At 55.0% G+C, this 22,521-nt stretch carries 19 protein-coding genes and 3 tRNA genes; 16 read left to right on the top strand and 6 right to left on the bottom strand.

Features of this window, described 5'->3' with window-relative positions; genetic code table 11:
• Positions 1–213, top strand: a 213-nt coding sequence (locus tag HOV93_RS24465) for a hypothetical protein (RefSeq protein WP_207399179.1), incomplete at its 5' end; no start/stop codon positions are given.
• 124 nt (positions 214–337) lie between these two features.
• Here HOV93_RS24465 and HOV93_RS24460 read toward each other — a convergent pair.
• Both HOV93_RS24460 and HOV93_RS24455 read right to left on the bottom strand, forming a co-directional pair.
• A tRNA-Ala gene (locus HOV93_RS24460) sits at positions 338–410 on the bottom strand.
• Positions 411–458: 48 nt separating this feature from the next.
• A tRNA-Ile gene (locus HOV93_RS24455) sits at positions 459–532 on the bottom strand.
• A gap of 300 nt (positions 533–832) precedes the next feature.
• Between HOV93_RS24455 and HOV93_RS24450 the strand changes: the two genes are divergently transcribed.
• From HOV93_RS24450 to HOV93_RS24385, 14 genes are all read left to right on the top strand, one after another.
• Positions 833–2,743, top strand: a complete 1,911-nt coding sequence (locus tag HOV93_RS24450; RefSeq protein ID WP_235990974.1) for a redoxin domain-containing protein — start codon at positions 833–835, stop codon at positions 2,741–2,743.
• Positions 2,744–2,912: 169 nt separating this feature from the next.
• On the top strand, positions 2,913–3,194 hold the full coding sequence (locus HOV93_RS24445; protein WP_207399178.1) for a hypothetical protein: 282 nt from the start codon (positions 2,913–2,915) through the stop codon (positions 3,192–3,194).
• A gap of 229 nt (positions 3,195–3,423) precedes the next feature.
• A complete protein-coding gene (locus HOV93_RS24440; protein ID WP_207399177.1) occupies positions 3,424–3,864 on the top strand; it encodes a hypothetical protein in 441 nt (146 codons plus the stop codon).
• 320 nt (positions 3,865–4,184) lie between these two features.
• Entirely contained in the window at positions 4,185–5,171 is a 987-nt protein-coding gene (locus HOV93_RS24435) for a BON domain-containing protein (RefSeq protein WP_207399176.1), read from the top strand.
• A gap of 318 nt (positions 5,172–5,489) precedes the next feature.
• Positions 5,490–6,083 (top strand): hypothetical protein, encoded by a 594-nt coding sequence (locus HOV93_RS24430; protein WP_207399175.1) that lies wholly within the window; start codon positions 5,490–5,492, stop codon positions 6,081–6,083.
• A 197-nt stretch (positions 6,084–6,280) separates the two neighbouring features.
• Complete coding sequence (locus HOV93_RS24425) at positions 6,281–7,132, top strand: AraC family transcriptional regulator (RefSeq protein WP_207399174.1); 852 nt, start codon at positions 6,281–6,283, stop codon at positions 7,130–7,132.
• A gap of 158 nt (positions 7,133–7,290) precedes the next feature.
• Positions 7,291–7,956 carry a 3-keto-disaccharide hydrolase gene (locus tag HOV93_RS24420; protein WP_207399173.1) on the top strand — a complete coding sequence of 222 codons (666 nt, stop codon included), beginning with the start codon at positions 7,291–7,293 and terminating at the stop codon, positions 7,954–7,956.
• Between the two features lie 359 nt (positions 7,957–8,315).
• Positions 8,316–11,267 (top strand): tetratricopeptide repeat protein, encoded by a 2,952-nt coding sequence (locus tag HOV93_RS24415; RefSeq protein ID WP_207399172.1) that lies wholly within the window; start codon positions 8,316–8,318, stop codon positions 11,265–11,267.
• Complete coding sequence (locus HOV93_RS24410; RefSeq protein WP_235990972.1) at positions 11,268–12,134, top strand: MotA/TolQ/ExbB proton channel family protein; 867 nt, start codon at positions 11,268–11,270, stop codon at positions 12,132–12,134. It abuts the gene before it with no gap.
• Positions 12,135–12,157: 23 nt separating this feature from the next.
• Positions 12,158–12,577, top strand: coding sequence for an ExbD/TolR family protein (locus tag HOV93_RS24405; RefSeq protein WP_207399171.1), 420 nt, complete (start codon positions 12,158–12,160; stop codon positions 12,575–12,577).
• Positions 12,578–12,580: 3 nt separating this feature from the next.
• Complete coding sequence (locus HOV93_RS24400) at positions 12,581–14,689, top strand: hypothetical protein (RefSeq protein ID WP_207399170.1); 2,109 nt, start codon at positions 12,581–12,583, stop codon at positions 14,687–14,689.
• A 207-nt stretch (positions 14,690–14,896) separates the two neighbouring features.
• The gene (locus HOV93_RS24395) at positions 14,897–15,115 is read left to right on the top strand and encodes a Sec-independent protein translocase subunit TatA/TatB (protein ID WP_235990971.1); all 219 of its coding nucleotides are present in this window, start codon (positions 14,897–14,899) and stop codon (positions 15,113–15,115) included.
• 91 nt (positions 15,116–15,206) lie between these two features.
• Positions 15,207–15,557 (top strand): Sec-independent protein translocase subunit TatA/TatB, encoded by a 351-nt coding sequence (locus HOV93_RS24390; RefSeq protein WP_207399169.1) that lies wholly within the window; start codon positions 15,207–15,209, stop codon positions 15,555–15,557.
• 66 nt (positions 15,558–15,623) lie between these two features.
• A tRNA-Val gene (locus tag HOV93_RS24385) sits at positions 15,624–15,697 on the top strand.
• A gap of 59 nt (positions 15,698–15,756) precedes the next feature.
• On the opposite strand, the gene HOV93_RS24380 is transcribed toward HOV93_RS24385, so the two are convergent.
• Entirely contained in the window at positions 15,757–16,821 is a 1,065-nt protein-coding gene (locus HOV93_RS24380) for a tyrosine-type recombinase/integrase (RefSeq protein ID WP_207399168.1), read from the bottom strand.
• A gap of 8 nt (positions 16,822–16,829) precedes the next feature.
• Between HOV93_RS24380 and HOV93_RS24375 the strand changes: the two genes are divergently transcribed.
• On the top strand, positions 16,830–17,726 hold the full coding sequence (locus tag HOV93_RS24375; RefSeq protein ID WP_235990969.1) for a peroxidase family protein: 897 nt from the start codon (positions 16,830–16,832) through the stop codon (positions 17,724–17,726).
• 191 nt (positions 17,727–17,917) lie between these two features.
• Here HOV93_RS24375 and HOV93_RS24370 read toward each other — a convergent pair whose 3' ends face one another.
• The 3 genes from HOV93_RS24370 to HOV93_RS24360 form a co-directional block, all read right to left on the bottom strand.
• Complete coding sequence (locus tag HOV93_RS24370) at positions 17,918–18,775, bottom strand: transporter (protein ID WP_207399166.1); 858 nt, start codon at positions 18,773–18,775, stop codon at positions 17,918–17,920.
• Positions 18,776–18,924: 149 nt separating this feature from the next.
• The gene (locus tag HOV93_RS24365) at positions 18,925–20,301 is read right to left on the bottom strand and encodes a DUF1552 domain-containing protein (RefSeq protein WP_207399165.1); all 1,377 of its coding nucleotides are present in this window, start codon (positions 20,299–20,301) and stop codon (positions 18,925–18,927) included.
• Positions 20,302–20,339: 38 nt separating this feature from the next.
• Complete coding sequence (locus tag HOV93_RS24360; protein WP_207399164.1) at positions 20,340–22,499, bottom strand: DUF1592 domain-containing protein; 2,160 nt, start codon at positions 22,497–22,499, stop codon at positions 20,340–20,342.
• Between the last annotated feature and the right edge of the window lie 22 nt (positions 22,500–22,521).

Genomic DNA, 22,521 nt, shown 5'->3' with positions numbered 1-22,521 from the left:
GAAATTGCATCGTTTATGTCGCAACAAAGCTTTTATCTGAACCACGATCTGCACGAGGCAAATCGAAGTTTGATATCCACCTTGCTACGCAAAATGCCATCTACCAACCAAATTGTCAAAGATCATTTTCGACTCGGCTTGCAGGCCTTGTCGTCTTCCGCTGAGCGGAATGTAAAAGAGTTCAATGAACTCCTTTTCATTGCGATCAGTTGAAGAGGTTTCCCTTTGGGGAAGCGTCAAAGTTTACTCAGCAAATTTGCTTTGTAAAGGGCCCCGCGAAAAGTTTCGCGAGATTTTTTTGAGGCCGCAAATCGCAATGATTATTGGCCTCGAAAAGTGGAGCTGACAGGGATCGAACCTGCGACCCTCTGCTTGCAAAGCAGATGCTCTCCCAACTGAGCTACAGCCCCATTTCCTTGGGATCGACTACTCTAGGATAAGTTCCTGGAGTCGTCTAGTGGGCGTACCAAGATTCGAACTTGGGACCTCGTCGTTATCAGCGACGCGCTCTAACCAACTGAGCTATACGCCCTATCGAGGCTATTGCCCCGAACGGGAAATAGCAAATTTTATCGGCGGTTCGAGATCTGTCAAACCGGGGTCGGCGGTTTTCTTAAGGAACCCTCAGAATATAGCCCACGTATAGACAGAACTTTATCGTTAAGGACCCCTGGGACAGGGAAATGTTCACGGGAAGGTCGTTGTTCGGATAGCGAAAAACTGATGATGATTTCATTGGTGGTTTTGTGGATAATCGTCAGTAGCTATCACAAGCAATGAAGAGTTGCTTTCACAAGCATTTGCTGCATTTTTAGAGACAAGGATGGTTGGAATGAAGAGTCATAAGGCTCGTTGGGCGATGGCCCTGGGCGTAAGCATGGTTTGTGGAACTTCGGTAATCGCCGCCGGACCGACTGCAGAACAGGCTTTGCAGCTGCAACCCATACAAGAGAACGTCGAATATCAGACGCCAGACGCCAATCAAATCCCCAAGTGCAATATTGGGGCGGAAAAGGTGGGGCAAGCGACCGGTTGGGTTGTCACTGGCCCTAATGGCGAGCGGTTGCGAGTATTTCTCGATACTAATAACGACAAGAAGGTCGATTTCTGGGCCTATTACAACGACGGCGTCGAGGTCTACCGCGATATAGATACCGATTTCAACGGCAAGGCCGATCAGTATCGTTGGCTCGGCATGGCGGGTACACGGTGGGGTCTCGATCAAGACGAAGACGGCTTGGTTGACCAGTGGAAGATGATCTCGGCCGAAGAAGTTTCCGCCGAGCTGGTCGAAGCAGCGAAAACAGGCGATGCGGATCGTTTCGCTGCCCTTTTGCCGAACGATGCCGAATTCAAGTCCCTAGGGCTTACCGGTCAGCGGGCAAAGGAAGTTGCCGACAAGGTCGATAACGGGGCCGAGCAGTTCGTTGCCTGGGCTCGTCAACAAAAGCTAATCGATAAGAGTACTAAATGGGTTCATTTCGGCGCGACGCGACCTGGGATTGTGCCTGCCGGAACCGATGGCGTTTCTAAGGATCTGGTCGTCTACGAGAACGCGATCGCAATGCTGGATCAGGGGGGCGAACACGGCCAGCTCGAACTCGGCACGCTTGTCCGAATTGGCGATGCTTGGCGTTTAATCGGGGCTCCCACTGGGACTCCTGGGGCTGACGACGTAGCGGCTGCCAACCCTCAAGGGTACTTCTTCTCGGTCAGTTATTCTGGAAACCCTGCCGCTGGACAGGCCGGGATGGCTGCCGGGAGTGAAATCCAAGAGATATTGACCAAGCTGGAGGACCTTGATCAGAAGATGGCCGAGGCCACGACAGCCGATCAGCGTGAAAAGTTGGCGATGGACCGCGTGCAGGTCATCAAAAAGGTGATCGCGGCTGCGAATGACGATGAAATGCGAGAAAACTGGATCAAGCAACTCGCCGATGCGTTGAGTGGCGGTATTCAGACGGGCGAGCTGAGTCAGGGGCTCGATCAACTTCAATCTCTGGCCGATGAAGTCGAGAAGCAGGCCCCAAAGAGCGATCTGGCTTCCTATATTCGTTTTCGCGAGATGTCGGCTGGCTATACCCAGCAATTTCAGGATCCGAAGGCCGATTACGCCAAGATTCAGGAAGCATGGCTGGCCAAGCTCGAGGGTTTTATTGATACCTACCCGAAGAGTCCTGACGCGGCAGAGGCAATGATGCAGCTGGCAATTGCACACGAGTTTGCTGGCGAAGAAGACGACGCGAAGAAATGGTACAGCCGAATCCGTACCGATTTCTCGGGCACGATCCTCGGCGATAAGGCCAGCGGAGCAATCCGACGCCTAGATGCTGTTGGCCAGCCATTTGTCATTCGTGGAACGACCGTCGATGGCAAGAAGCTCGATTCCTCGGGTGCTAAAGGCAGTGCCCTGTTGGTGCACTACTGGGCAACCTGGTGCGAACCGTGCAAAGAAGACATGGCCGTTATTCGTCAGATGCAGGCCAAGTACGGTGCCCGAGGTTTTCAGGTCGTGGGTGTGAGCCTGGATTCCAGTGAAGAGGACCTCAAGCAATTCCTCGGAGCCAATCGCCTAGCCTGGCCTCAGCTGTACGAAGAGGGGGGGCTCGATAGCCGCTACGCAATCGAAATGGGTGTCTTGACCCTGCCTACCACGATTTTGGTGGGGCCCGATGGAAAGGTCATCAGCCGCAGTCTGCATATCTCGCAGCTCGATACGGAACTGGGTAAGTTGATCAAATAGTTTTGGTCGATGGATGACGATAACAACCCAAGGGCACGTCGCGTGGTTCGTGACGTGCCCTTTATATTTGAAATGCACTCGAATACGTATTTGGGAATTGGGCTGGCTTTAGTAAAACTTGGCCTTCTCGAAATGAATTCGAAGAATATTCCCAAGGATTGGATCGCGGATGTTTCCTTATCATATGCCTCCGCAGGTGTGGTGGTTTTCTGCCCTGCTCTTTTTCTGCGTGATGTTAAGCGTGGTGTGGGTTCGCTTTGCTCGTGAATCTGCCAGCCAGCAGTTAGCTCAGTTTACCTCGGTGACATGCTTCCTAGTGCTTACGGTGCATCTGGTTCATGAGATCATCAATGGCTCGGGTTTCTGGTTAGCAGGCAGCATTGTCTATGTTGTTTTGGCGGTAACCTGCGTGTTTGAGCCCAGCGCGACCAAGCCAACTCGGCAGATCTGACACCGTTGGCGTGCCTGCTGGCACGATCGAATCGTTCGGAAATTGCGTTACGACTGTTAGAATTGGAAAAAATTCTACTTCTGGACGTGGCATTCTGCCGAAACACCCTCTAGGTCAATTTATGTCTATGACCCGAGCGATGGTGTTTAGCTGGCCAACAATGGCAAGCATGTACTCCTGAAACGCTCGGTATCGCGCAAACATTGCCGCGCACTATCGGGAGAATGCGATGCGTTTGTCGGTCTTACAATTAGCATTGGTGCTGGGTGCCTTCGCGTTACCCGCGACAGCCATGTCGCAACAGGCCATGCCTGCCGCAGGTGGCCCACAAGCCATGCCTATCAGCCATGGGCAGGCCATGCCGCCTCAGGCTTATGCTCAAGGTGGTTATGGCCAAGCCTATTGCCCACCGGGCTACGGTCATCAGGGCATGTTCCATCATCAACATCAATCGAGATTACCAGGCTATCAGGGCCCGGTTCCCGGTGGTCATCCGCACTATGGTGCGATGGATTATCCCAAGACCAGTGCTCCTGCAGCTTGGCCATATACTGGGATGTATCACCCCTACCCACAGATTCCGCCAGGCTGGAAGCATGTTGCCCTGGAATGGGACGACGGCTACTGGTTCCTCGACTTCAAGTCGCACCGAAAGCCGAAGCATCACTAAGCTTCTGCGGATCCTGCAATAAGAAGAAGGCCTGCACGTAAGAGTGCAGGCTTTTTTTATGCGCCGGTCGTGCGGGTTAGGTAAACCTTGGGATCGAGATTCGGGCCTTTTAACTGGCAAAATCGAAAAAACACTGCCTTTTAGACCAATCGTTAGCCGAATTAAGGGAAGGCAGAACCGCTGTGAGCGGTCTCTGCGCTATTGCGATCAAATCCTGTAGATTGAATACAGATTCCAGCTTCGGCCGCTTCCCGTTGCGGAACCAATCGCTGGATAGCAGTAATCAACGCGTGAAGATGAATTTCCTAGGAGGGGGGACGATGTCACGTCTAATTCATTTGGCGATCATCGCGGCCTTTATGGCCGTGCCTGCGATTACGATGGGTGGGGATACCGAAATTGCCCAGTCCATTGTTAAGCAGATGCAAGCCAAAAAGTCTGAGGGGAGCCTTAAAGGCTTCAATATTGGTTTGCGAGTGGAAGAAGGGGTCGTCTGGCTGGAAGGCCACGTCTCGAACCCTCACCAGCATGATCTGGCGATCGATATCGCTCGTCGTGTTTCCGGTGTCCAACGCGTTGTCGATGGTATTCGCATCGAAGGCAACGTCGTTGCTCAGCCAGAAGCTGCCGAGCCGGTATCTGCTCCGCGTGATCTGGCCGCCGGTGATCTGAGCAAGCCTGCTCGTCAGGTGCCAGCTGAACCGGTTTCCAAGCCTATGGTTCAGGCTGTCGCTCAGAAGATGCCATCGGTGCCACAAGCCATCGAAGAGCCAATGCTCGAACCACAGGGTGAATTTAGCTTCTCGCCGGTCCAGCCGGTCAGTGCTGAAAAGCCAAGTGAAGAGCAGAGCGTGTTGGCCAGTCAGCCAACTCCGGCAGCTCCGATTCGTCAGCTGAAGCCAGTTCCATCTGGCCAGCCTCGACCGATCCCGGCTCAAGCTCCTGCTTACCAGGTTGCTGCCAACAACAATGCTGCCGCAGCGAACGCCGGTGCTCATATGGCTCAACAGCCTATGGCGACCGTCGCTCCTCCGGCATACTACCCGGCACAGTACGGCTACGGTCACTACCGACCATCTCGGTACGACCACCCGCACATGCCTGGTTACGCCTGGCCTGCCTATGCGGCTCACCCGAACTACGCGGCTGTAACCTATCCGCGTCAGTACTCGCCGCAAGCTTGGCCTTACATCGGCCCGTTCTATCCTTACCCACAAGTCCCGCTGGGATGGCGTAAGGTCGAAATGGAATGGAAAGATGGCTGGTGGACGCTGGACTTCAAGGCCCGTCGCCACAACTCCTTCTAAGGGAGATGTTTGCCTCGCTCGCAAACCGCGGGCGAGGCTCGGCCATCGAGTGCCCCCTCAAGCCTTCGCATTTCCGGCGGAGGCTTTTTTTATGCAATATGCGTGGCGAATTTGACCGCGTGAAATGTGAAACGTGGCATGCTAGCAGCGGCAATGCTGGAATTTTCGAGCCAGACGGAAAAAGCCGCAAGTTTGTTACAGCTTCACACGATAACTAACTACAGATAAGCGCCCACTTCATGGAGGAAGTGGTTATCCGGTGGGTCGGATTGATAGGGGCCCAGCCCTATATCGCCCAGGAAGGCATTGAGGAAAACGATGAAACGAAGCATTCTTAAGCTCAGCTTGATCTTGGGTGTGGGGTTGTCCGCATTGAGCAGCACCGGTTGTACGACCCAAGGCCCATACTTTGGTCCTTTGCTGTTCCCGATTCCCGTGTCCCCATACTACATGGACAACAAGGAAGATGAATTCCACGTGCACGAGCGTTATGACCGTGCACCGATTCTTCCGCCGATTCCGCCAGGAGCTCCACACGTTGCACTGGATCCGCCAAGTGACGACGAAGTGATGCGAGCCCTAGAACGTGCACGCCCCGTCGAAGGTGGTCTGCCGTTCCTGCACGAGGTTCAACGTAACAACGTTCGGATCACCAAGGAAAAGATCGCTGACTACATCGATCCGCCACGCGTCATGCCGCTGGTGGGCCCTGTTCAGCTGCATCATGCTCACTACAAGTGCACGGTGTATTACACTGAGGTGAAGCGAATTGGCTGGCCGATTCCGCACACCCTGCGAGACGAAGATACTCGCGAGGTGATCTACATCGACCATAATCACCTGCACCGCGTTGGCAACGTCCAAGAGGATCTGCCTGGCCCGGTTGGTCCGACGCAGCAATCGCCTCTGTAAGCTGCAAATGGCTCAAGACGAACTATATTTAAGCGTCGGATCCGAAATGGATCCGACGCTTTTTTTGGTTCACTCTGAAATTTATCTTGATGAATTCACTCGCCCGATGTTTCACCTATCGCCGAATCTGGGTTATAGTAATGCCGATTTGAGTTAGGTTAGGGAGCGTTTCTCCCCATCGAGCCAGCCTAGGGCCCATGTTGAATTTGACGCATTCACTGACAAATCGCGCCTTGGAAGAGACCCTCCCCTCGTGGGGTGTCTTGATTCTCGAAAGTCATCATGGCCCAGACTTCGAGATGGAGTTTCGCGTCCATGACTTCGTGAAGGTGGTTTACGTCATCTCAGGCAGCGGTTACGTCCATGTAGCGGAAGATCGCTACGAGGTGGCGCCGCGAGACATGGTGGTGGTTCTGCCGGGTCGTAAGAATCGCGTAGAAGACTCGCCGAATTCACCGATTTCGTGTTACGTCCTGTGCGTGCATCGGTCGCTGCTTTCCTTCGACCCGCAAGCGGTTTCAGCGTTGCCGTTGGGGTTATTGCCGCGTCAGGCGCATTTCGCACAACGGATCGAGCGACGTTTGCGGCGTTTGCTATATCAGCAGCTGCAGAATAGTCCATTAACGCCATTGGCAATGGTTTCAAACGGACTGGAGACCCTCTCGCTGATTTCAAGTCATCGGGTCGACAAGTCGGATGGCTTGACCGATCTGTCTCAAGAGCCTGGAGTCGACGAGATGGTGGCCTACATTCGCCACCTGGATACCCACTTTTTTGAAGCCACGACGATCGACGAAGCCTCGAGCAGCATTGGGATCCCCCGGCGTCGGTTTACTCAGTTGTTTCGAGGGGTGACAGGGCAGACTTGGCTGAACTACGTGCAAGAGTTGCGTGTCGAGCATGCCTGTCGGCTACTCGAAACGACCGAACGCCCGATTACATCGATCGCGTTCGAGTGTGGTTTTGCTGAGCTTTCTACTTTCTATCGTGCTTTTCGCAAAATGCGCGACGTGACACCCAGTGCCTGGCGTCGGTCTCGGGCCGATTAGCTGTCCGGTTGTCTCTCGCGGGATGTCAGGCAAATCGTAGTGCGAATGGTTTAAAAATAGACCCCTTTGTACTTTGACGCGAGCTGATATCTCGCGCAAAATAATATTTCTTAATGTGACCCGCCTCCATTTCCACACCTTCTGACGAGATTCACACAATGCGAACTCTTTTGGCTTCCCTTCTATTGGGCCTGTTGATTGTTGGTCCGACCTCTTCTGTTTTCGCCGCCGAGCCTGAAGACGGCTTCGTCCCGATTTTCAACGGCAAGAACTTCGACGGTTGGGTGGGCAACACCAAGGGATATAAGGTCGAAGAGGAAAGCATCGTCTGCGATCCAACCGCAGGCGGCGGAAACATCTACACCGAGAAAGAGTACGCCAACTTCGTTCTGCGATTTGAATTCAAGCTGCCACCTGGGGCGAATAACGGCCTGGGAATCCGAGCGCCCCTCTCCGGTAACACCGCCTACAACGGGTATGAATTGCAGATTTTGGACGACACCGCCAAGAAGTACGAGAATCTGAAGAAATATCAGTACCATGGTTCGCTCTACGGATTGGCAGCAGCGAAACGGGGTCATTTGAATCCGGTTGGTGAATGGAATGAGCAGGAAGTGACCGTGGATGGCGATTTGGTGAAGGTCGTTCTTAACGGTACCGAAATCCTTAAGGTCGACCTGGAAGAGATTCGCAGCAATCCCACGCTGGATGGAAACGATCATCCTGGCCTGAAACGTTCGACCGGGCACATCGGCTTTTTGGGACACGGCGACAAAGTCGAATTTCGCAAGTTGCGAGTCAAGTCGCTGCCTGAGTCGAAGTAGTTCTTCGAGAATAGCTTGGAATCCATTCGATGAAGCCCCTTTCCGATGGTCGAAAGGGGCTTTCTCTTTTTGGGGGGGTTAATAGAAGCATGCCGATGCTTTTCGTGCGAGTTACTAGGCGTATTCCATAAATCGCCGCTAGCAGTGATTCGGATTTCTCGGCGTTCTTAAAAATCGCCCGTGCTGGCGTGAATTCAGGTAAACTCCGTGGTTCAGGCAGGACGATTTTCTAAAGGGAGACAGAGAGGTCCCGGCACTTAGGCCAGGACCGCTATTCAGTAATGCGATGCTTGCGGATATGATTCTCCGCGACACGCTCCCAATTCTCATGGATTGAGAATGCTGCACGGGTTCAAGGAATGAGACCCTCTTTTCAAAAGCTTTGGCTAGTTGTTGTATTCGCCCTGGTCGCGACCGGGAGTGCTATGGTCCAAGCGGACCAGGCAGCTGACCAATATCGGATTGCCTCGTTTCATTATGCGCGGGGTGATTGGCAGCAGGCGATTGACGCGTTCGATCAATTTCTGGCTCAGCAGCCAGATCACGCTCAGGTAGGTGTCATTCACTTCTACCGCGGAGAGTCGCTCGTTCAGTTGTCGCGGAGTGAAGAAGCGCTGCGTGCCTACACGCTTTTTGTAAGTAAGCTACCGGAGCATAGCTTCGTGGAACACGCTGAATTCCGTGTTGCCGAATGCTACTTTCTTTCCGGACAGAACGATGCTGCGAAGAACGCTTTTCAAATCTTTCAGAGCAAATACAAAAATAGCAAGCTGATCTCTCACGCCTATCCTTATCTTGCCGAGATCGCGAGCAAGGATAAACGCTGGAACGACGCAATTTTGATGTACGGCAAGTCGGTCAAAGAAGCGACCTCCGCCAGCATGACGGTGGAGTCTCGCTTGGGACTGGCGCGTTGTTTTGGTCAAACGGGTGACTGGAAAGAAGCAGGGCTTGCTTACGAACAATTGCTGATCGACTTGAAAGACCACCCCGGAAAGTACGCTGCCGGTAGCATCGCATTGGAGGCCGGCATCGCAGAATTCAAGGCCGGGAACTATCGCCGAGCCGTCGATCGCTTTGAACTTGCCGCCAAGGATCAGCCTGAGATTGCCGATCAGACCAGCTTCTGGATTGCCAAAACATACTATCAAGTTCGTGATTGGCCGAACGCGGTCGATCGCCTGGAGCAGCTCAAGACAAACAAGTCTTTGCCGCAGTTCCAGGACGAGATCCACTATCTGTTGGCTAAGATTTCCCTCGCTCAGGGCAACACCAGCGAGGCTGTCGCGCTGCTTACCCAGCAGATCGAAGCCTGGCCCGATTCTTCGTGGACTGACGAGGCACTGTATCAGCTGATAAGAATTCACTTGGAAGGCCAAGACCTGGCCGCGGCTCAGGTTGCCTGGCAGCAGTTGTCGAAGCGATCGTCGCCCAATTCGTTGACCATTCTCGCTCAGATGAACTTAGCGACCCAGTTGCAAGCAAGTGACGCCCACGCGAAAGCCATTGAGGTCTTGCAGCTGGAATTTCCGCAGGTCGAAGCAAAGGCTGCCCAGGCAGATCGCCGGAACTATTTGCTGGCCGTATCGCTCTTTGCCCTCTCGCGAAAAGAAGAAGCGAAGCAGTTACTTGAATCCACTGAGTCGATCCAGGCAGGACCCTACCGCGGTATGTCGCTCATGCTGTTGGGATTGATCCACAGCCAAAACGAAGAGTGGAATAACACCGTCGACGTTCTGGATCGCTCGCTCAAAGATTTGACCGCGACCGAACACCGCAATCTCGTCCAGCTTCGCCGCACGACTGCACTGCTCCACTGCGATAAGGTAGAAGACGCGAGAGAGGCTTGGAGCCAAGTCGATCGTCGACAGATTGCCACCGTGACCTACCTAAGCGAAGTAACGCAAATTGCTGGGGCGGCCTTTCGCAGCGGGGAAATCGCTTGGGCTAAGACGCTCTATCAGGAATTAGCCGCCAACGAAAATTCAGAAACGTTTGTTGAACAAGGTCTGGCCGGTCTAGCTTGGTGTCAATTGGCTACCTCGGATGCAACCGCTGCCACGAAGACCCTCGATCAACTTCTCGAGAAGAACCCCAATAGTGCGTTGGCCGTGGGGGCAATGTATCAGCAGGCCCAGCAGATGGAAGAAATTGACGTCGAGCTGGCCATCGGACGCTATCAACAATTGGCCAAGCATCATCCCCAGGATCCCCTGGCTGCTCATGCCAAGCTGCGATGTGCTTCGCTTTTCGATCAGCTGCAACGAGATTCCGAGGCGGAAGCCATCCTGATGGAGCTCACGGAAAGTCAACCTGACGTGCTGCCGGCAGAAGACCTGTGGTATCGCCTGGCCTGGGTTCGCATGGATCAGAAGAAGCAGGATCAGGCTCTGGAAGCGTTCGATCAGATCCATCAGCGGTTCCAAGATAGTGATCTGTGGGAAGACTCGACTTACCGCATCGCCGAAGCCGCACTGGGTGCCGGTGATATCGAGAAAGCACGTCTTTATCTACAGAAGCTGCTCGACAAAAAAGGCGAAAGCAAGGTCGCCATGTTTGGCAGCTACATGTTGGGCCAGGTTGAAGTGCAGGCCGGCAACTGGCAAGCCGCGATTCCTCACATGGACGCTGTTTCCGAGCATGTCGCCGATGAACCTCTGCACAGCATGGCCATGTTCTGGGGGGGCGAAGCCCGCTTTCGCAGCGAGAAGTTCGAGGAAGCCAAGACCCAATTCGAGCAGATGCTGACCGACAACATGGGCCGTGACCTGGAAAGCTTGCCCATTGCCGAGATGCGGCTCGCTCAGATCCTCGCTCATCAAAACGATTGGGAAGCCGCCTACCAAAAGGCTTTGAAAATCGAGAAGGATTATCCTGATTTTGCACAGACTCATGAACTCGACTACTTGATGGGCCGATGCCTGGCTCGGCAGGGCGAGTTCCAACAGGCACGTGCTGCGTACGCGAAGGTGGTTCAATCGCCGACAGCACGCCAAAGCGAAACGGCGGCGATGGCTCAGTGGATGATTGGCGAGACCTTCTTCCATCAAAAGAACTACGATGCGGCCGTTCGGGCTTATGCTCAAGTCGCTACCAATTACGAAGCGTTCCCGAAGTGGAAAGCGGCTGCCTTATTACAGATCGGCAAGTGCCACGAGATCCAAGAGAACTGGGAAAAGGCCACGCAGTACTACACGGAAGTACGTACTGAATTCGAGGACTCACCTTTTGCCCCAGAGGCGGAAACACGATTGAGCGTCGTGCGTCAGCGCACCCAGCAAGCTCAACGGGATGGAATGAGGACCAAGTAAATGATCAGTCATGGGGTAGAATGGATGCTCGCCTCACGCTTTCACCGATCTTTGGCCTATGGTGCACTGCTGACAATCGTTTGGGGGTGTTGGGCCTCTAGTTTAATGGCTCAAGGGGCGGTCGAACCGGCACCTCTTCCGCCTGGTCTACCGGCGCTCAGTGAAGAGAGCCCCATCCCCACGAAAAACCTGCTACAGGTATTTCATGACGGTGGATTGCTCATGTATCCGATCGGGCTATGCTCGTTCATGCTGCTGGTCTTTGTCTTCGAGCGCGCGATTAGTCTGCGACGCGGACGCGTGATTCCGCGACCGTTCGTGAAGCGTTTTATCGAGCAAGTCAAAGATGGTCGCATCGATCAAGATCAGGCCCTCGCGCTTTGCGAAGAAAATCAAAGCCCCGTCGCGGAAGTCTTTGCCGCCGCCGTAAAAAAGTGGGGACGCAACTGTGTTGAAGTCGACCAGGCAATCCTCGACGCCGGGGAACGTGTCACGCAGCGGCTTCGCCAATATTTGCGACTGTTCAACGGTATCAGTACGATCAGCCCCCTGCTGGGATTGTTGGGGACCGTGCTGGGCATGATTAGTGCTTTTAACGCGATTGCCGCCAATGGAGAAGCGACCGGCCAGCGTGAGCTTTTGGCCAGCGGCATCAGCCAGGCGCTACTCACAACGGCGGCCGGAATGACCGTCGCCTTGCCGGCGCTGATCGCATACCTGTTTTTCTCGGGTCGTGTCGATCGCTTGATCATGGAGATCGATTCGCACAGTCAGGAAGTCGTCAACGCGATTGCTTCAGACGGCTGGAAAGAGAAGAAGAAGTCTCCCTCGCGTCGCGCGTCTCGTTCCACCGCGAAAGCGGCCTAGTCACACCCATCAGGGAGACGGTCATGCCGCTGAAGACGGATAACGAAGAAGCCCAGTCACTCAACTTGACGCCGATGATCGACATACTTTTTTTGTTGATCATCTTCTTCATGGTGGGATCGAAGTTCACCGAAATGGAACGATCGGTCGACCTGGATGTGCCGCAAGTGAGCGACATGGGGGCTTTGACTGCTGCTCCTGAGAAGAAGGTCATCAACATCTTTCGTGATGGTCGGGTGATGCTCGGAACGCAAGAGGTCAATTTGGAAGATCTCAAAGCACATTTGACTGCATCTCAGGCCGAATATCAGGACCTCGGGGTGCTCGTGCGTGGGGATAGTGACGTGCCGTTTCAGCAGGTCGCTACGGTGCTCACGACGGTTCGTCAGGCCGGGATCGCCGAGATGGCCATTTCGGTTCGCCTATCCAACGAGCGGAGGTAACGCATGACCCCCGCCTCGTTCGCTTTTATTGCGGAGCTGAGTCACACAACCTCGCAAATTGTGTGGGGCATTCTGTGGGGTGGCTTGGCGTCCATTACCCTGTCGCTGTTGATTCTCATGCAAACGCGCTGGGGACAGGCTCGACCGGTTTCCAAGTGCGTCGTGCTTTCGATCTTCGCCCATTTGCTGCTGATGACGTACGCTCAGGTTACCGATTTATTCGCCCCGGCTAGTGTTGGCAATTCGGCTCCGGTTAATATTCGACTGAGTCAGATCGACTTCCAACACGACGAACAGTCTGAAGCCAACAAGGAAGTCAAACCGTGGGACCAACTGGCCATGTCCCCTGCCCCGGTCGAAGGGCTTATGTCGCCGCTCGAGAGAATGGAAATGCCCACGCCAGAAATGCTGACGCCTCCGCTGCCGCAGCCACCTATGCCCAATTTGGAGCAGCGTTCGTGGGACATCCCTCAGCCGCCGTTGCCGATCGAACAAGTGGTCGAAAACGAAGTGCCGGCAACCGGGCCACTGCCTGAATTGGAAGTGGCGCCGAGCCCTGTATTGGCCAAAGCGATGACGCCCCCCTCCCCTGCCGCGTCAACGCCCCTGGTAGAAAAGCAATCATCACCGCTGCCGATGCCTCCGCTCGATCGCGTGGATCGCAGTATGCCGCAGATGCGTAGCGCACCGATGCCAACTCAAGTGGTAAGCGATCCTTCTAACGATGTGCAAACGCTGCGCGATACCATGGCCAATTCCGACTCGGCCGATGCTTTAACCGGCGAGCGAGACCAGCTCCTTGCTTCGACGAATCAGTTGGAAGCGATGGCGCGAAGCCAACGCACGCCGCAAAGTTCGACGGCGCTCGATGCGACCTTGGCTTCGCTGAAGGGAAACCAAATGCAACAGTTGTGGGCCAGCCGGATGGCGGCTCGCAATCTGCCCCTTCCTCGGGCGACACGCACGCGGATGGATACTCAGCCGCTGCCATTGATCATGCAGGCTCGCGTTGTCGAAGACTCCGGTGCCTGGATTGAAATGATGGGGGGCTCGAAGGACATCGAGCCGGCGCTGAACTCGGCACTCGACTGGCTGGCCGCCAATCAGGAAGACGACGGCCGCTGGGACGCGGTCGGGCATGGTGCCGGGCAGGAAACGAAAGTCGCCGGTCACGATCGACAAGGTGCCGGCAACAACGCCGATATGGGCATCACTGGTCTGGCGACGCTGGCGTTTCTGGGCAAAGGGCATACTCATTTGGATGGAAAGCATCGGGTAACGGTTCAAAAGTCACTCGAGTTCCTGGTGAATCATCAGCATCCCGACGGATGTCTTGGTGGTCAGGCCGGCACCTATGCCAAGATGTATTGTCACGCGATGGCTCTTCTGGCGATCAGCGAAGCGTATGCGATGACCAAAGATGAACGCATTCGTCCTTTCCTCGATCGCGGACTGGCCTACACTATCACCGCTCAGCATCCGCGAATGGGTGGTTGGCGGTATCACCCCGGCGATCGCGGTGACATGAGCCAGTTTGGTTGGCAGGTTCTGGCGCTGCACAGCGCTGCACTCTCTGGCATCGAGATCGACAAGACCACGCGCGACCTGATGACACGGTTCTTAGATGAATCGTCCGCTGGTCCATCTAAAGGACTCGCCGCCTACCGGCCCGGAGAGAAGGCAAGCCCTACCATGACCGCCGAAGCGTTGACGTGCCGATTCTTTCTGGGAATTGAGAATTCGCCTCAGCAGATTGAAGAAGCGACCGAGTTCGTCATGCTGAGCGAACCTAACCGCGACGACATCGACTTTTACTACTGGTACTACGGCACTCTGGCCATGTACCAGATGCAGGACGATTCGTGGAAACGCTGGGCCGGCAAACTTCAGCCAAAGCTACTCGACTCTCAGATTAAAGGAGGCGAGTTCACCGGTAGCTGGGATCCAAAGTGCCGCTGGGGTGGTTATGGAGGCCGTGTTTATTCAACAGCAATGGCCGCGTTGTCCCTGGAAGTTTACTTCCGCTACTTACCTATCTACCGCGATTTCGAGGCGGAAGAGCCCCGAGTTGCCGAAAAACCGTTACCATCGGTAGCAATACCTCGCTACTAAGCAGCTTCCGACAATTTGAGACCCTTTGACATCGGGGCCGGTCTGCATAGAATAGAGAGTCGGAATTCAGTCTAACACGTTCCGTTTTTTTATCTTGGGAACCGCACGAGTTTGGTTCTGGTTGGACCCACCCGGGTGCTGACTCGCTTTCGCCGACTTGTTTGCGTGTATTTTCAATGCTCTAACTTTTGAGTGTGAGGATATAGCATGATCGGTATGAATGATTTAGCGTTGGTCGGCTTTGGCATGCCTGGTGTTCAGGAAATGGTCATTATCCTGGCGATCTTTTTGCTGCTGTTTGGTTCGACGAAGTTGCCTGGTTTGATGCGTAGCATGGGCCAGAGCGTGAACGAATTCAAACGCGGAATGGACGACAAGTCGGACGATTCGGCCGACCACGACAACGGCGAAGCGCCCAAGGCGTAACTCGCGGTAAGTCGTAAGGGTTCATTTTCAAGCAGATTACGCGGCAGCGACGATCTTTGAACGCTGCCTGATGGAGTGAAACATTCACGCAATGTTGCATGAAATAGGAACATCGTCGGCGCTTCTCGGTTTCTTTGGCGGGATGGGCATGCAAGAGATGGCGATCATCGGAGTGATTGCGATCCTGCTATTCGGCAAAAACCTGCCTGGCGTGGCCAAAACCTTTGGGAAGTACTACGGCGACTTCAAACGGGGCCTGTCCGACATCCAGTCCGAGTTCCACTCCGCGACAAGGGAGGTTGAGGATTCTGTGGATGCCGGGTATAGTTCCAAGAGTTCGCCAACACAGTTCGATGATTACGACGACTTCGAAGAGGCCAGCGCTCCAAAATTCGAGCCCCCGCCTCAATCGTCGACGCCGGAGAAATCGGAACTTACGTAATTCCGGCGAACCTTTCTGCGTGTACGTCCGACCTATAAAAGTGGGGCAACATCAGTTAGAAATCCCGGGCGATTAGCTCAGTTGGTTAGAGCACTGTCTTCACACGGCAGGGGTCGTTGGTTCGAATCCAATATCGCCCATAGTGAACTTTTGTACATAGCTGCAGGAGTTTGCTTGCCCCGGTAATACTGGGGTTTTTTTATGCGCCTCGCGATCGCGTGCATTCATCGCCAGCCGCGTGCTGCGCCGCATTTTGCGCCAACCCTCCCGAGAGCGCTTTCTCAAAGTCCGAGTCGGTAACCCGCCAATAGTGCTTTTTGGCGATGATTGTTGAGTGTCCCGCCCATGCCGCCGCGACGTGCTCGGGATGCTCGGCCGCGAGTTCGGTTGCCCGGCTGGCCCTTAAGTTTTGAAAAATCTTCGGCCATCCGGATAGGCCGGCCCGCTCGATGATTCGTTCCAACTGCGTGCGTAGGTTGATATTTGGTTGACGATATCGTGTGATTACGAATTCCCGATCGTCAGACGGTTCGTCCCAGACCGTATCAAGGTATGGTCTCAACTCCGGGAAGGTTGGGATGATCCTGTGGTCTTTCCCCTCGTGGTGCGCTGTCTTGGGGGAGCGAACTCGCATCCTGCTTCGCTCCCAGTCGATGTCGATCCATCGCAAGGCGAGATGCTCTGATGGGCAGCGAAGGCCACCGTAGCGGCTCAGGGCGAATAGGAGGCGCCATTGCGCGTCCGGACAGGCCTCGAGTACTCGGCCCGCCATCTCACGCGTAACAAAAAAGTCGCGAGCGTGATTCGCCCCTACGGATCCTCTAAGGCTGGCAAACGGGTTCTTAGCGATCAACTCCCGCGAGAGGGCGTCCTCCAAAAACTGCCGAGCGTTAGAGACTCGTTTGCGAATAGTGTTTGGTGCCAGTCCGTCATCTATCCCGCGGTCGGCGTGGGCGTTCTCTCTCGCTTCGCCTGTTTGAAGCCATCGTTGCCAGTCGCGAGCCTCGCCTGGCGTAATGGATCGCAGTAGCTTGTCCTTCTCAAAGAAGTCCAGTAAGGTTCGCTGCGTGTGACCCCAATTCACGCGAGTCGCCGGCTTGACGTCCGTGCGTCGATTGACGTACTCGGTTAGGTGTTGTTCAAGAGTGATCGCCCCAGCATCGACCTTAGGAGCAATGAGCCCTGCGCGAACCAGCTTGTCTGCCAGGTCCTTTTTAAGCTCGGCTACCCATGCAGCAGTATCGGGCTCGACAGCTGTTCCCATCTGTGGAGATGCAAGCAATTTCTCAACTCGCAGGCGGGCTGGATCTTGCTGCTCTCGACATTCAGCGCGGACGCGATCACGGACTTCCCGACTATAACAATCTTCGCGACCGGTACGGGCTGGAGTCCGTGACCAGCTTCGCAGAGATCAGCTCGGACCCCGAGATTCAGGCGAAGCTTGAGGAAGTGTTCGGCACGGTGGATAACATTGATATATTCACTGGTGTTTTGGCCGAGGACCATGTCCCAGGTTCCAGCGCTGGCGAATTGCTCCACGCAATCGTTGGCAATCAGTTCGAGCGTCTGCGTGACGGCGACCGATTCTTCTATACGCAGGACGCGTTCCTGCAATCGGAAGAGGTTTCGCGTGTCATTGATTTGGAAGAGGTGACTCTGGCGAACATCATCCGATGGAATACGGATGTCCAAAACATTCAGGACAACGTCTTCTTTGAGGAGTCCGTGCTAATTCTGGAAGCACCGGAGGCTGGCGCGAACGTGTCCGTCTTCGTGACTCAGAATTTTGTGACGGTCGTGAACAACGACAACGGACAAATCATCTCGCGGCAGTCCCAAGATGAGGTCTCCAGGGTGATTCTCGTTGGCTCGAATACCTCCGCAGACACCGTGAACCTATTCATGGCCAATGGACAAGGCAGTTTAGAGCATGGTATTGAATTGTACGGTTGCGACTCTGCTGACGACGTTTTGAGGCTCTATGGTGGACTCGGTCATGACGACTTCGTGATCGGCAATGGAACCGCGAGTGTCAACAACAACGATGTGATTTTCTCGGATATTGAATCACTTGAAATCGCCACACTGTTGGGACGTGATACGGTGGACGTGGAAGACGATCTTCCCTTCGACGTGATCGTTCGGTTTTGGAACAATCCGCTAGGCTAACGAGCTTGGCGGAGGTACGACATCCTCTGGGTTGGTTTTAGTTTTACCAGCCCGTCCGGTTGAGTGAAGTCAAGTATCAGTGCAGCGAAAAACATCCAACGCCGAGAGCGAAGTCTCTCGGCGTTTCGTGTTCGTTCGATGATCGTCGAAAAGCCAAGACTTGATCGAGCATGGGAAACGCCCCCTGCTTCTTAGAACCGCAGGCCCAAGCCCACGTTGCTGAAGAAGTTTGGCGACTGGTCGTTCAAGCCCCAGCCAACGCGCACGCCGACTTCAAAGTCGGGGCAGATCAAGTAGTGCATGCCAGGGCTGAAGAAGTGCTGGGTGCTTTCCGCTTCGCGCCCTTCAGTGAAGATACCGAAGTATTCAACGTGCCCTTTCCAGCGTTCGCCGAAGGGGACCTTCACGACCGTCGAGGGTGCCCAGACGTTGAAGTGGTCCTCTTCTTCGCTGCCGGTGCTATAGCGAAGGGCCGAGTCCCAGACCCAGTCGTTGGGTAGGGTCCAGCCGCCTACGTAGGTCGCGGACATGCTGCTGTCGGTCGCTTCACCGCTAGTAGGTGTAAAGCCTTGAACGATCAACGAACCCTCTGGCGTCCAGCCGCACTGCTCGGTGAGGAGGAACTTTGCTCCATACAGGACGCTGCTTTCACGCTCAAGCTCGGCTTCTTCCTCGAACTGGTCGGGGACGTTGCCGGAAGTTGGATTGCCGGCCCCACCAGCTTCGTAATTCCAACCGAAGCGAAGTTCGATGTTCTCGGATACGCCGTAGCGTGTGAGGATCTCGGGGAAACTGTGCGTCTCTGGCACGCCCCGGTTGTCGACAAAGGTGTAGGCCGATTCAAAGACGAACCGGCCCGTTCCAACCACGGCAGTCGATGGCGTGAATGAATCGCGATCGGTCTCGATCTCGCCCTCTTCTTCCGCTTCGGCTTCAAATTCTTCGAAGGCGTCTTCGGCGATGCTTTCTGTCGGAAACTGCGCATGGCCGACGCTAGGAGCAACCGCCACGATTGCCAATAGGGTCCAGAAAATCCACAAGCGAGCCATGGGCACAATTCCTGCACAAGCCGAAATCAAATCGAAGGGTCGATACCAAAATGACCCTTCATCTGTAATCGGTCGGCAGCGGATGGCCGGTAAATCGTTCTCGTGCAGCTCACAAACTTGCCGCAATCGAAGTAATCGCGAAGGTCGTGCTAGCTCCAGCCTTCTAGGTGACCGGTACTGTCACCGAAGCTCTCGGCTTCGACCCCCATATGCCGAAGCATCGAGACGTACATGTTGCACAGCGGCGTATCTTTCGGCGCGGTGATCCGGCGGTTGGTCTTGAAGCTGCCACCCCCCTTGCCGGCCAGCAGCAGCGGAAGGTCTTCTTCCTGGTGCGTGTTGCCATCTTTGATGCTCGAGCCGTACATCACTAGGCTGTTATCTAAGAGCGACCGGCCCCCTTCGTCGAGGCTGCGCATCTTGTCGATTAGATATGCGTACTGCGACAAGTGCCAGAGCACGATCTTTTCGTATTGCTCGCGTTCCTTCTGTTCGTTGCGATGGTGCGACAGACCGTGGAACGAGCCGCGTACGCCGTCGATAAAGCCAAAGTTTCGGCCGGTTTGCGCGTTACCGAGCATGAACGTCGAGATGCGGGTTGTATCGGTCCAAAAGGCCAGGACCATGATGTCGAGCATCAAGCGAACATGTTCCTCGTGACTTTCCGGAATGCCAGGACCAGGCCGCGGCAGGTCGAAACGCCCCTCGTTGATCCAACGCTTTTGAGGTTTCAAGGCGCTCTCGATGCGTCTCTCGACACTGCGAACCGACTCGAGGTATTCGTCCAGCTTCGCTCGGTCCCCTTCCCCGACTTTCCCCCGCAGTGATTTGGCGTCTTCCAGTACCAGGTCAAGCACACTCGCATCATCGCGAGCCAGCGAATCGGCGACGGCTTTTTGGTTTGGATTGAACCCCGAGACAACCGGGCCGGCCGTGGTCGTGCGGAACAAGCGATCGAAGGCCAGTCGCGGTACGATTTCTTTCGGGACCGGCGTGTGAGGATCTCGCCAGGCAATGTGCGAGCCATAAATTCGCGTGAATCCGCCCCCGACGTTATCGACGCCTGTGTAAGCCGCATCGACGCCAAGTTCCAGCGATGGCAGCGGCGTGCGATCGCCGATCTTATTGGCGAGAACCTGATCGATCGAGATCCCCCCGGTGTTGATGTCGCGGCCCGATGTGCGTTCGACGAACCCACCCGAGAGCCATGCCGGCACCTTGGGCCAGTGCCCGTTGCGACCGACGGTATTCTTATGCCACAGATTTTCGAGCAAGGTGATCTCTTCTTTGACCCCCTTCAACGGCTGCAGCATCGGAGTCAGCTCGAAGCTGCCGTCATCCGATTTGGCCGGGTTCCATTGATCGCTGCGAACACCATTGGGAACAAAGAGAAACGCCGCGCGTTTGGGTGGCTCGCTCAATGTTTCTGAACCGAAGCTGCGATGACTCATCGATTCAAGCCAAGGAAGCGCTAACGCCGCACCGGCTCCCTTGAGCAGCGTCCGTCGTGAAATGGGCTGAGGCATCAGTCTTTCCTTCGTCGAGGATTGCGGTGGGAGGGAATTTAGTGGGAGGGGTGGGCAGGCGTCGTCGCGAGTTGACGATAACCAAAGGGGATGCTGAGCACAATCTCTTCGATCAGTGTTTGGCAGCGGTAGCCGTTCTTTTCGAGCGATGTGACCAGCGATTCGATCGTACAGCTGTCGGGATCTTCCAGACTTCGTCCTAGGGCATAACCTAAGACTTTTCGGCTGAAATGACGAGTGAATTCCTGCTTTCTTGATAGCAGAATCTTTTTAAGCTCGACCGGGCCAGCAAACTTCTCGCCTGAGGGAAGTATGCCGGTGGCATCGACCGGCTTGCCGTTCTCGGTCTTGTCACGCCAGCGGCCGAGCAAATCGTAGTTATCCAGGCCGAAGCCAATGGGATCAATTAAATCGTGACACGCGGCACACGAAGGGTTATCGCGATGCTTTTCTAGCTTCTGCCGGAAGGTCGTGGAATCTTTCGAGCTGACCTTCTTAGGCAGGGCCGGAATGTCCGCCGGTGGGCTAGGAACCGGCGTCCCCAGCAATGTTTCCAGCACCCAGGCACCTCGCAGCACGGGGCTCGAACGCTGGGGATACGAGGTCACCATGTGCACGCCGCCTAAGCCTAGCAATCCGCCCCGTTGGCCATTGTCGACTTCGACCTTGCGTAGCTGACGACCTTTCAGCTGGGGCAGGCCATAGTGCTTGGCCAGGCGATCGTTGAGGAAGCTGTAGTCGGCGTCGAGGAAATCGATGATCGACCGGTTTTCTCTCGCAATATAGGTCGTCAGCTGAACTGCTTCGGCGCGAAAGTTGGCCGCCAACTCACTTGAGTAGATATCGCGGTACTGGCCGTTGATCGGGGAAATACTTCCGCCCACTTCTTTCGTGCCGAGCCACTGCCCGGTGAACGTCTCGAAAAAAGCGTCGGCCTTCGGGTCGTGCAGCATCCGCTGGACTTCCGCTTTAAGCACAGGCGTTTGGTGAAGCTTGCCTTCCTTGGCCAAGTCGAACAGGTGCTGATCCGGCATGCTCGACCACAGGAAATATGAAAGTCGCGTGGCCAGTTCGTAGTCGCTAATGCGCTGCAATTCAGACGACTTCGGAGTCGCTTCGATCCGAAATAGGAAGTGAGGCGAAATCAAGATTCCCTTCAATGCCAGCTTAACGCATTCCTCGTAGGGATCGTTGCGGCTCACAGCTCGATCATAAAGGGCAAAAAAGGGTTTCAACTCGTCATCGTTCACAGGGCGTCGAAATGCACGGGAAGCGAACTGATGAATCAGCTTGGTGGCAGCATCCCGGTCTTGGGCATACTTGCCGTCATTGGCTTGAAAGATTCGATCGTGAAACTTCTGGGCTTCTTTAGGACGTTTGATTCCCAGTTCCTTCACTTTCAAACGGAGAAGCTCGACGTTAGGTTGTGCTTGGGGGTTCTCTACTGCAATCGCATGGAAGCCGCGATTCAGGCGAACGGTCGTGCTAAAGGATTGCTCTTCGTACTTCGAGCTCAGCTTGAATCGGTCGGCCGGAAGTCCATCGAGCTTCAAGACGAGCCGGAGCTCCTTCTTCTGTGCATTGCGAACGTCGACGGTCAACTCGTAATCGCCACTGACGTAAATGACCGTTCCGGCGGTCAGCTCTTGGCCCGGCTTCAACAGGCGTGCTCCGTTGGCCTGGGCTTTGCCCTGTGGAATCAGTTGATCGCCGGAAAACGTTTTGCGCAAGGCCGGCGTCACGATCGCTGCGTCGAGAATATCCTGGGCCGCTTCGACGTAACGTTCCATGAGCATCGGCGGCAGAAAGAGGGTCTCGCCGTTGTTGTTGAAGCCTTCGCCACCGCCACCATCGGTTGGTAAGGTCTCGTGATAACCAAGCTCTGGACCGACCAGATCGCGGATGGTGTTTTCGTACTCCTGGCGATTCAAACGACGCGTGGTCACGTTGCCCGCGTAAGGGCCAAGCTCGCAGGCTGTGGCCCGCAAGTGGTCGTCAATCCACTGGGCCAATTGCAGACGCTCCTGCTCGCTAGGTTGATCTTCATCCGACGGCGGCATCGTCCGATTACGAAGCTGCGCGGCGGTGCTACCCCAAATACCGCGCAAATGCTGAATGCCAGCGGTCGTGTCGGCTTGGAGAAACTTAATGTGGTTGCTCGGATCTTCCGGATCGTGGCACGCAGCGCAGTATTTCACCAGGGCTGGTCGTATTGTCTTC

Origin of the sequence: Bremerella alba, assembly GCF_013618625.1 — a bacterium.
GTDB lineage: Bacteria > Planctomycetota > Planctomycetia > Pirellulales > Pirellulaceae > Bremerella > Bremerella alba.
The sequence above is the reverse complement of the archived record's forward strand: the minus strand, read 5'-3'. Positions and strand labels throughout refer to the sequence as shown.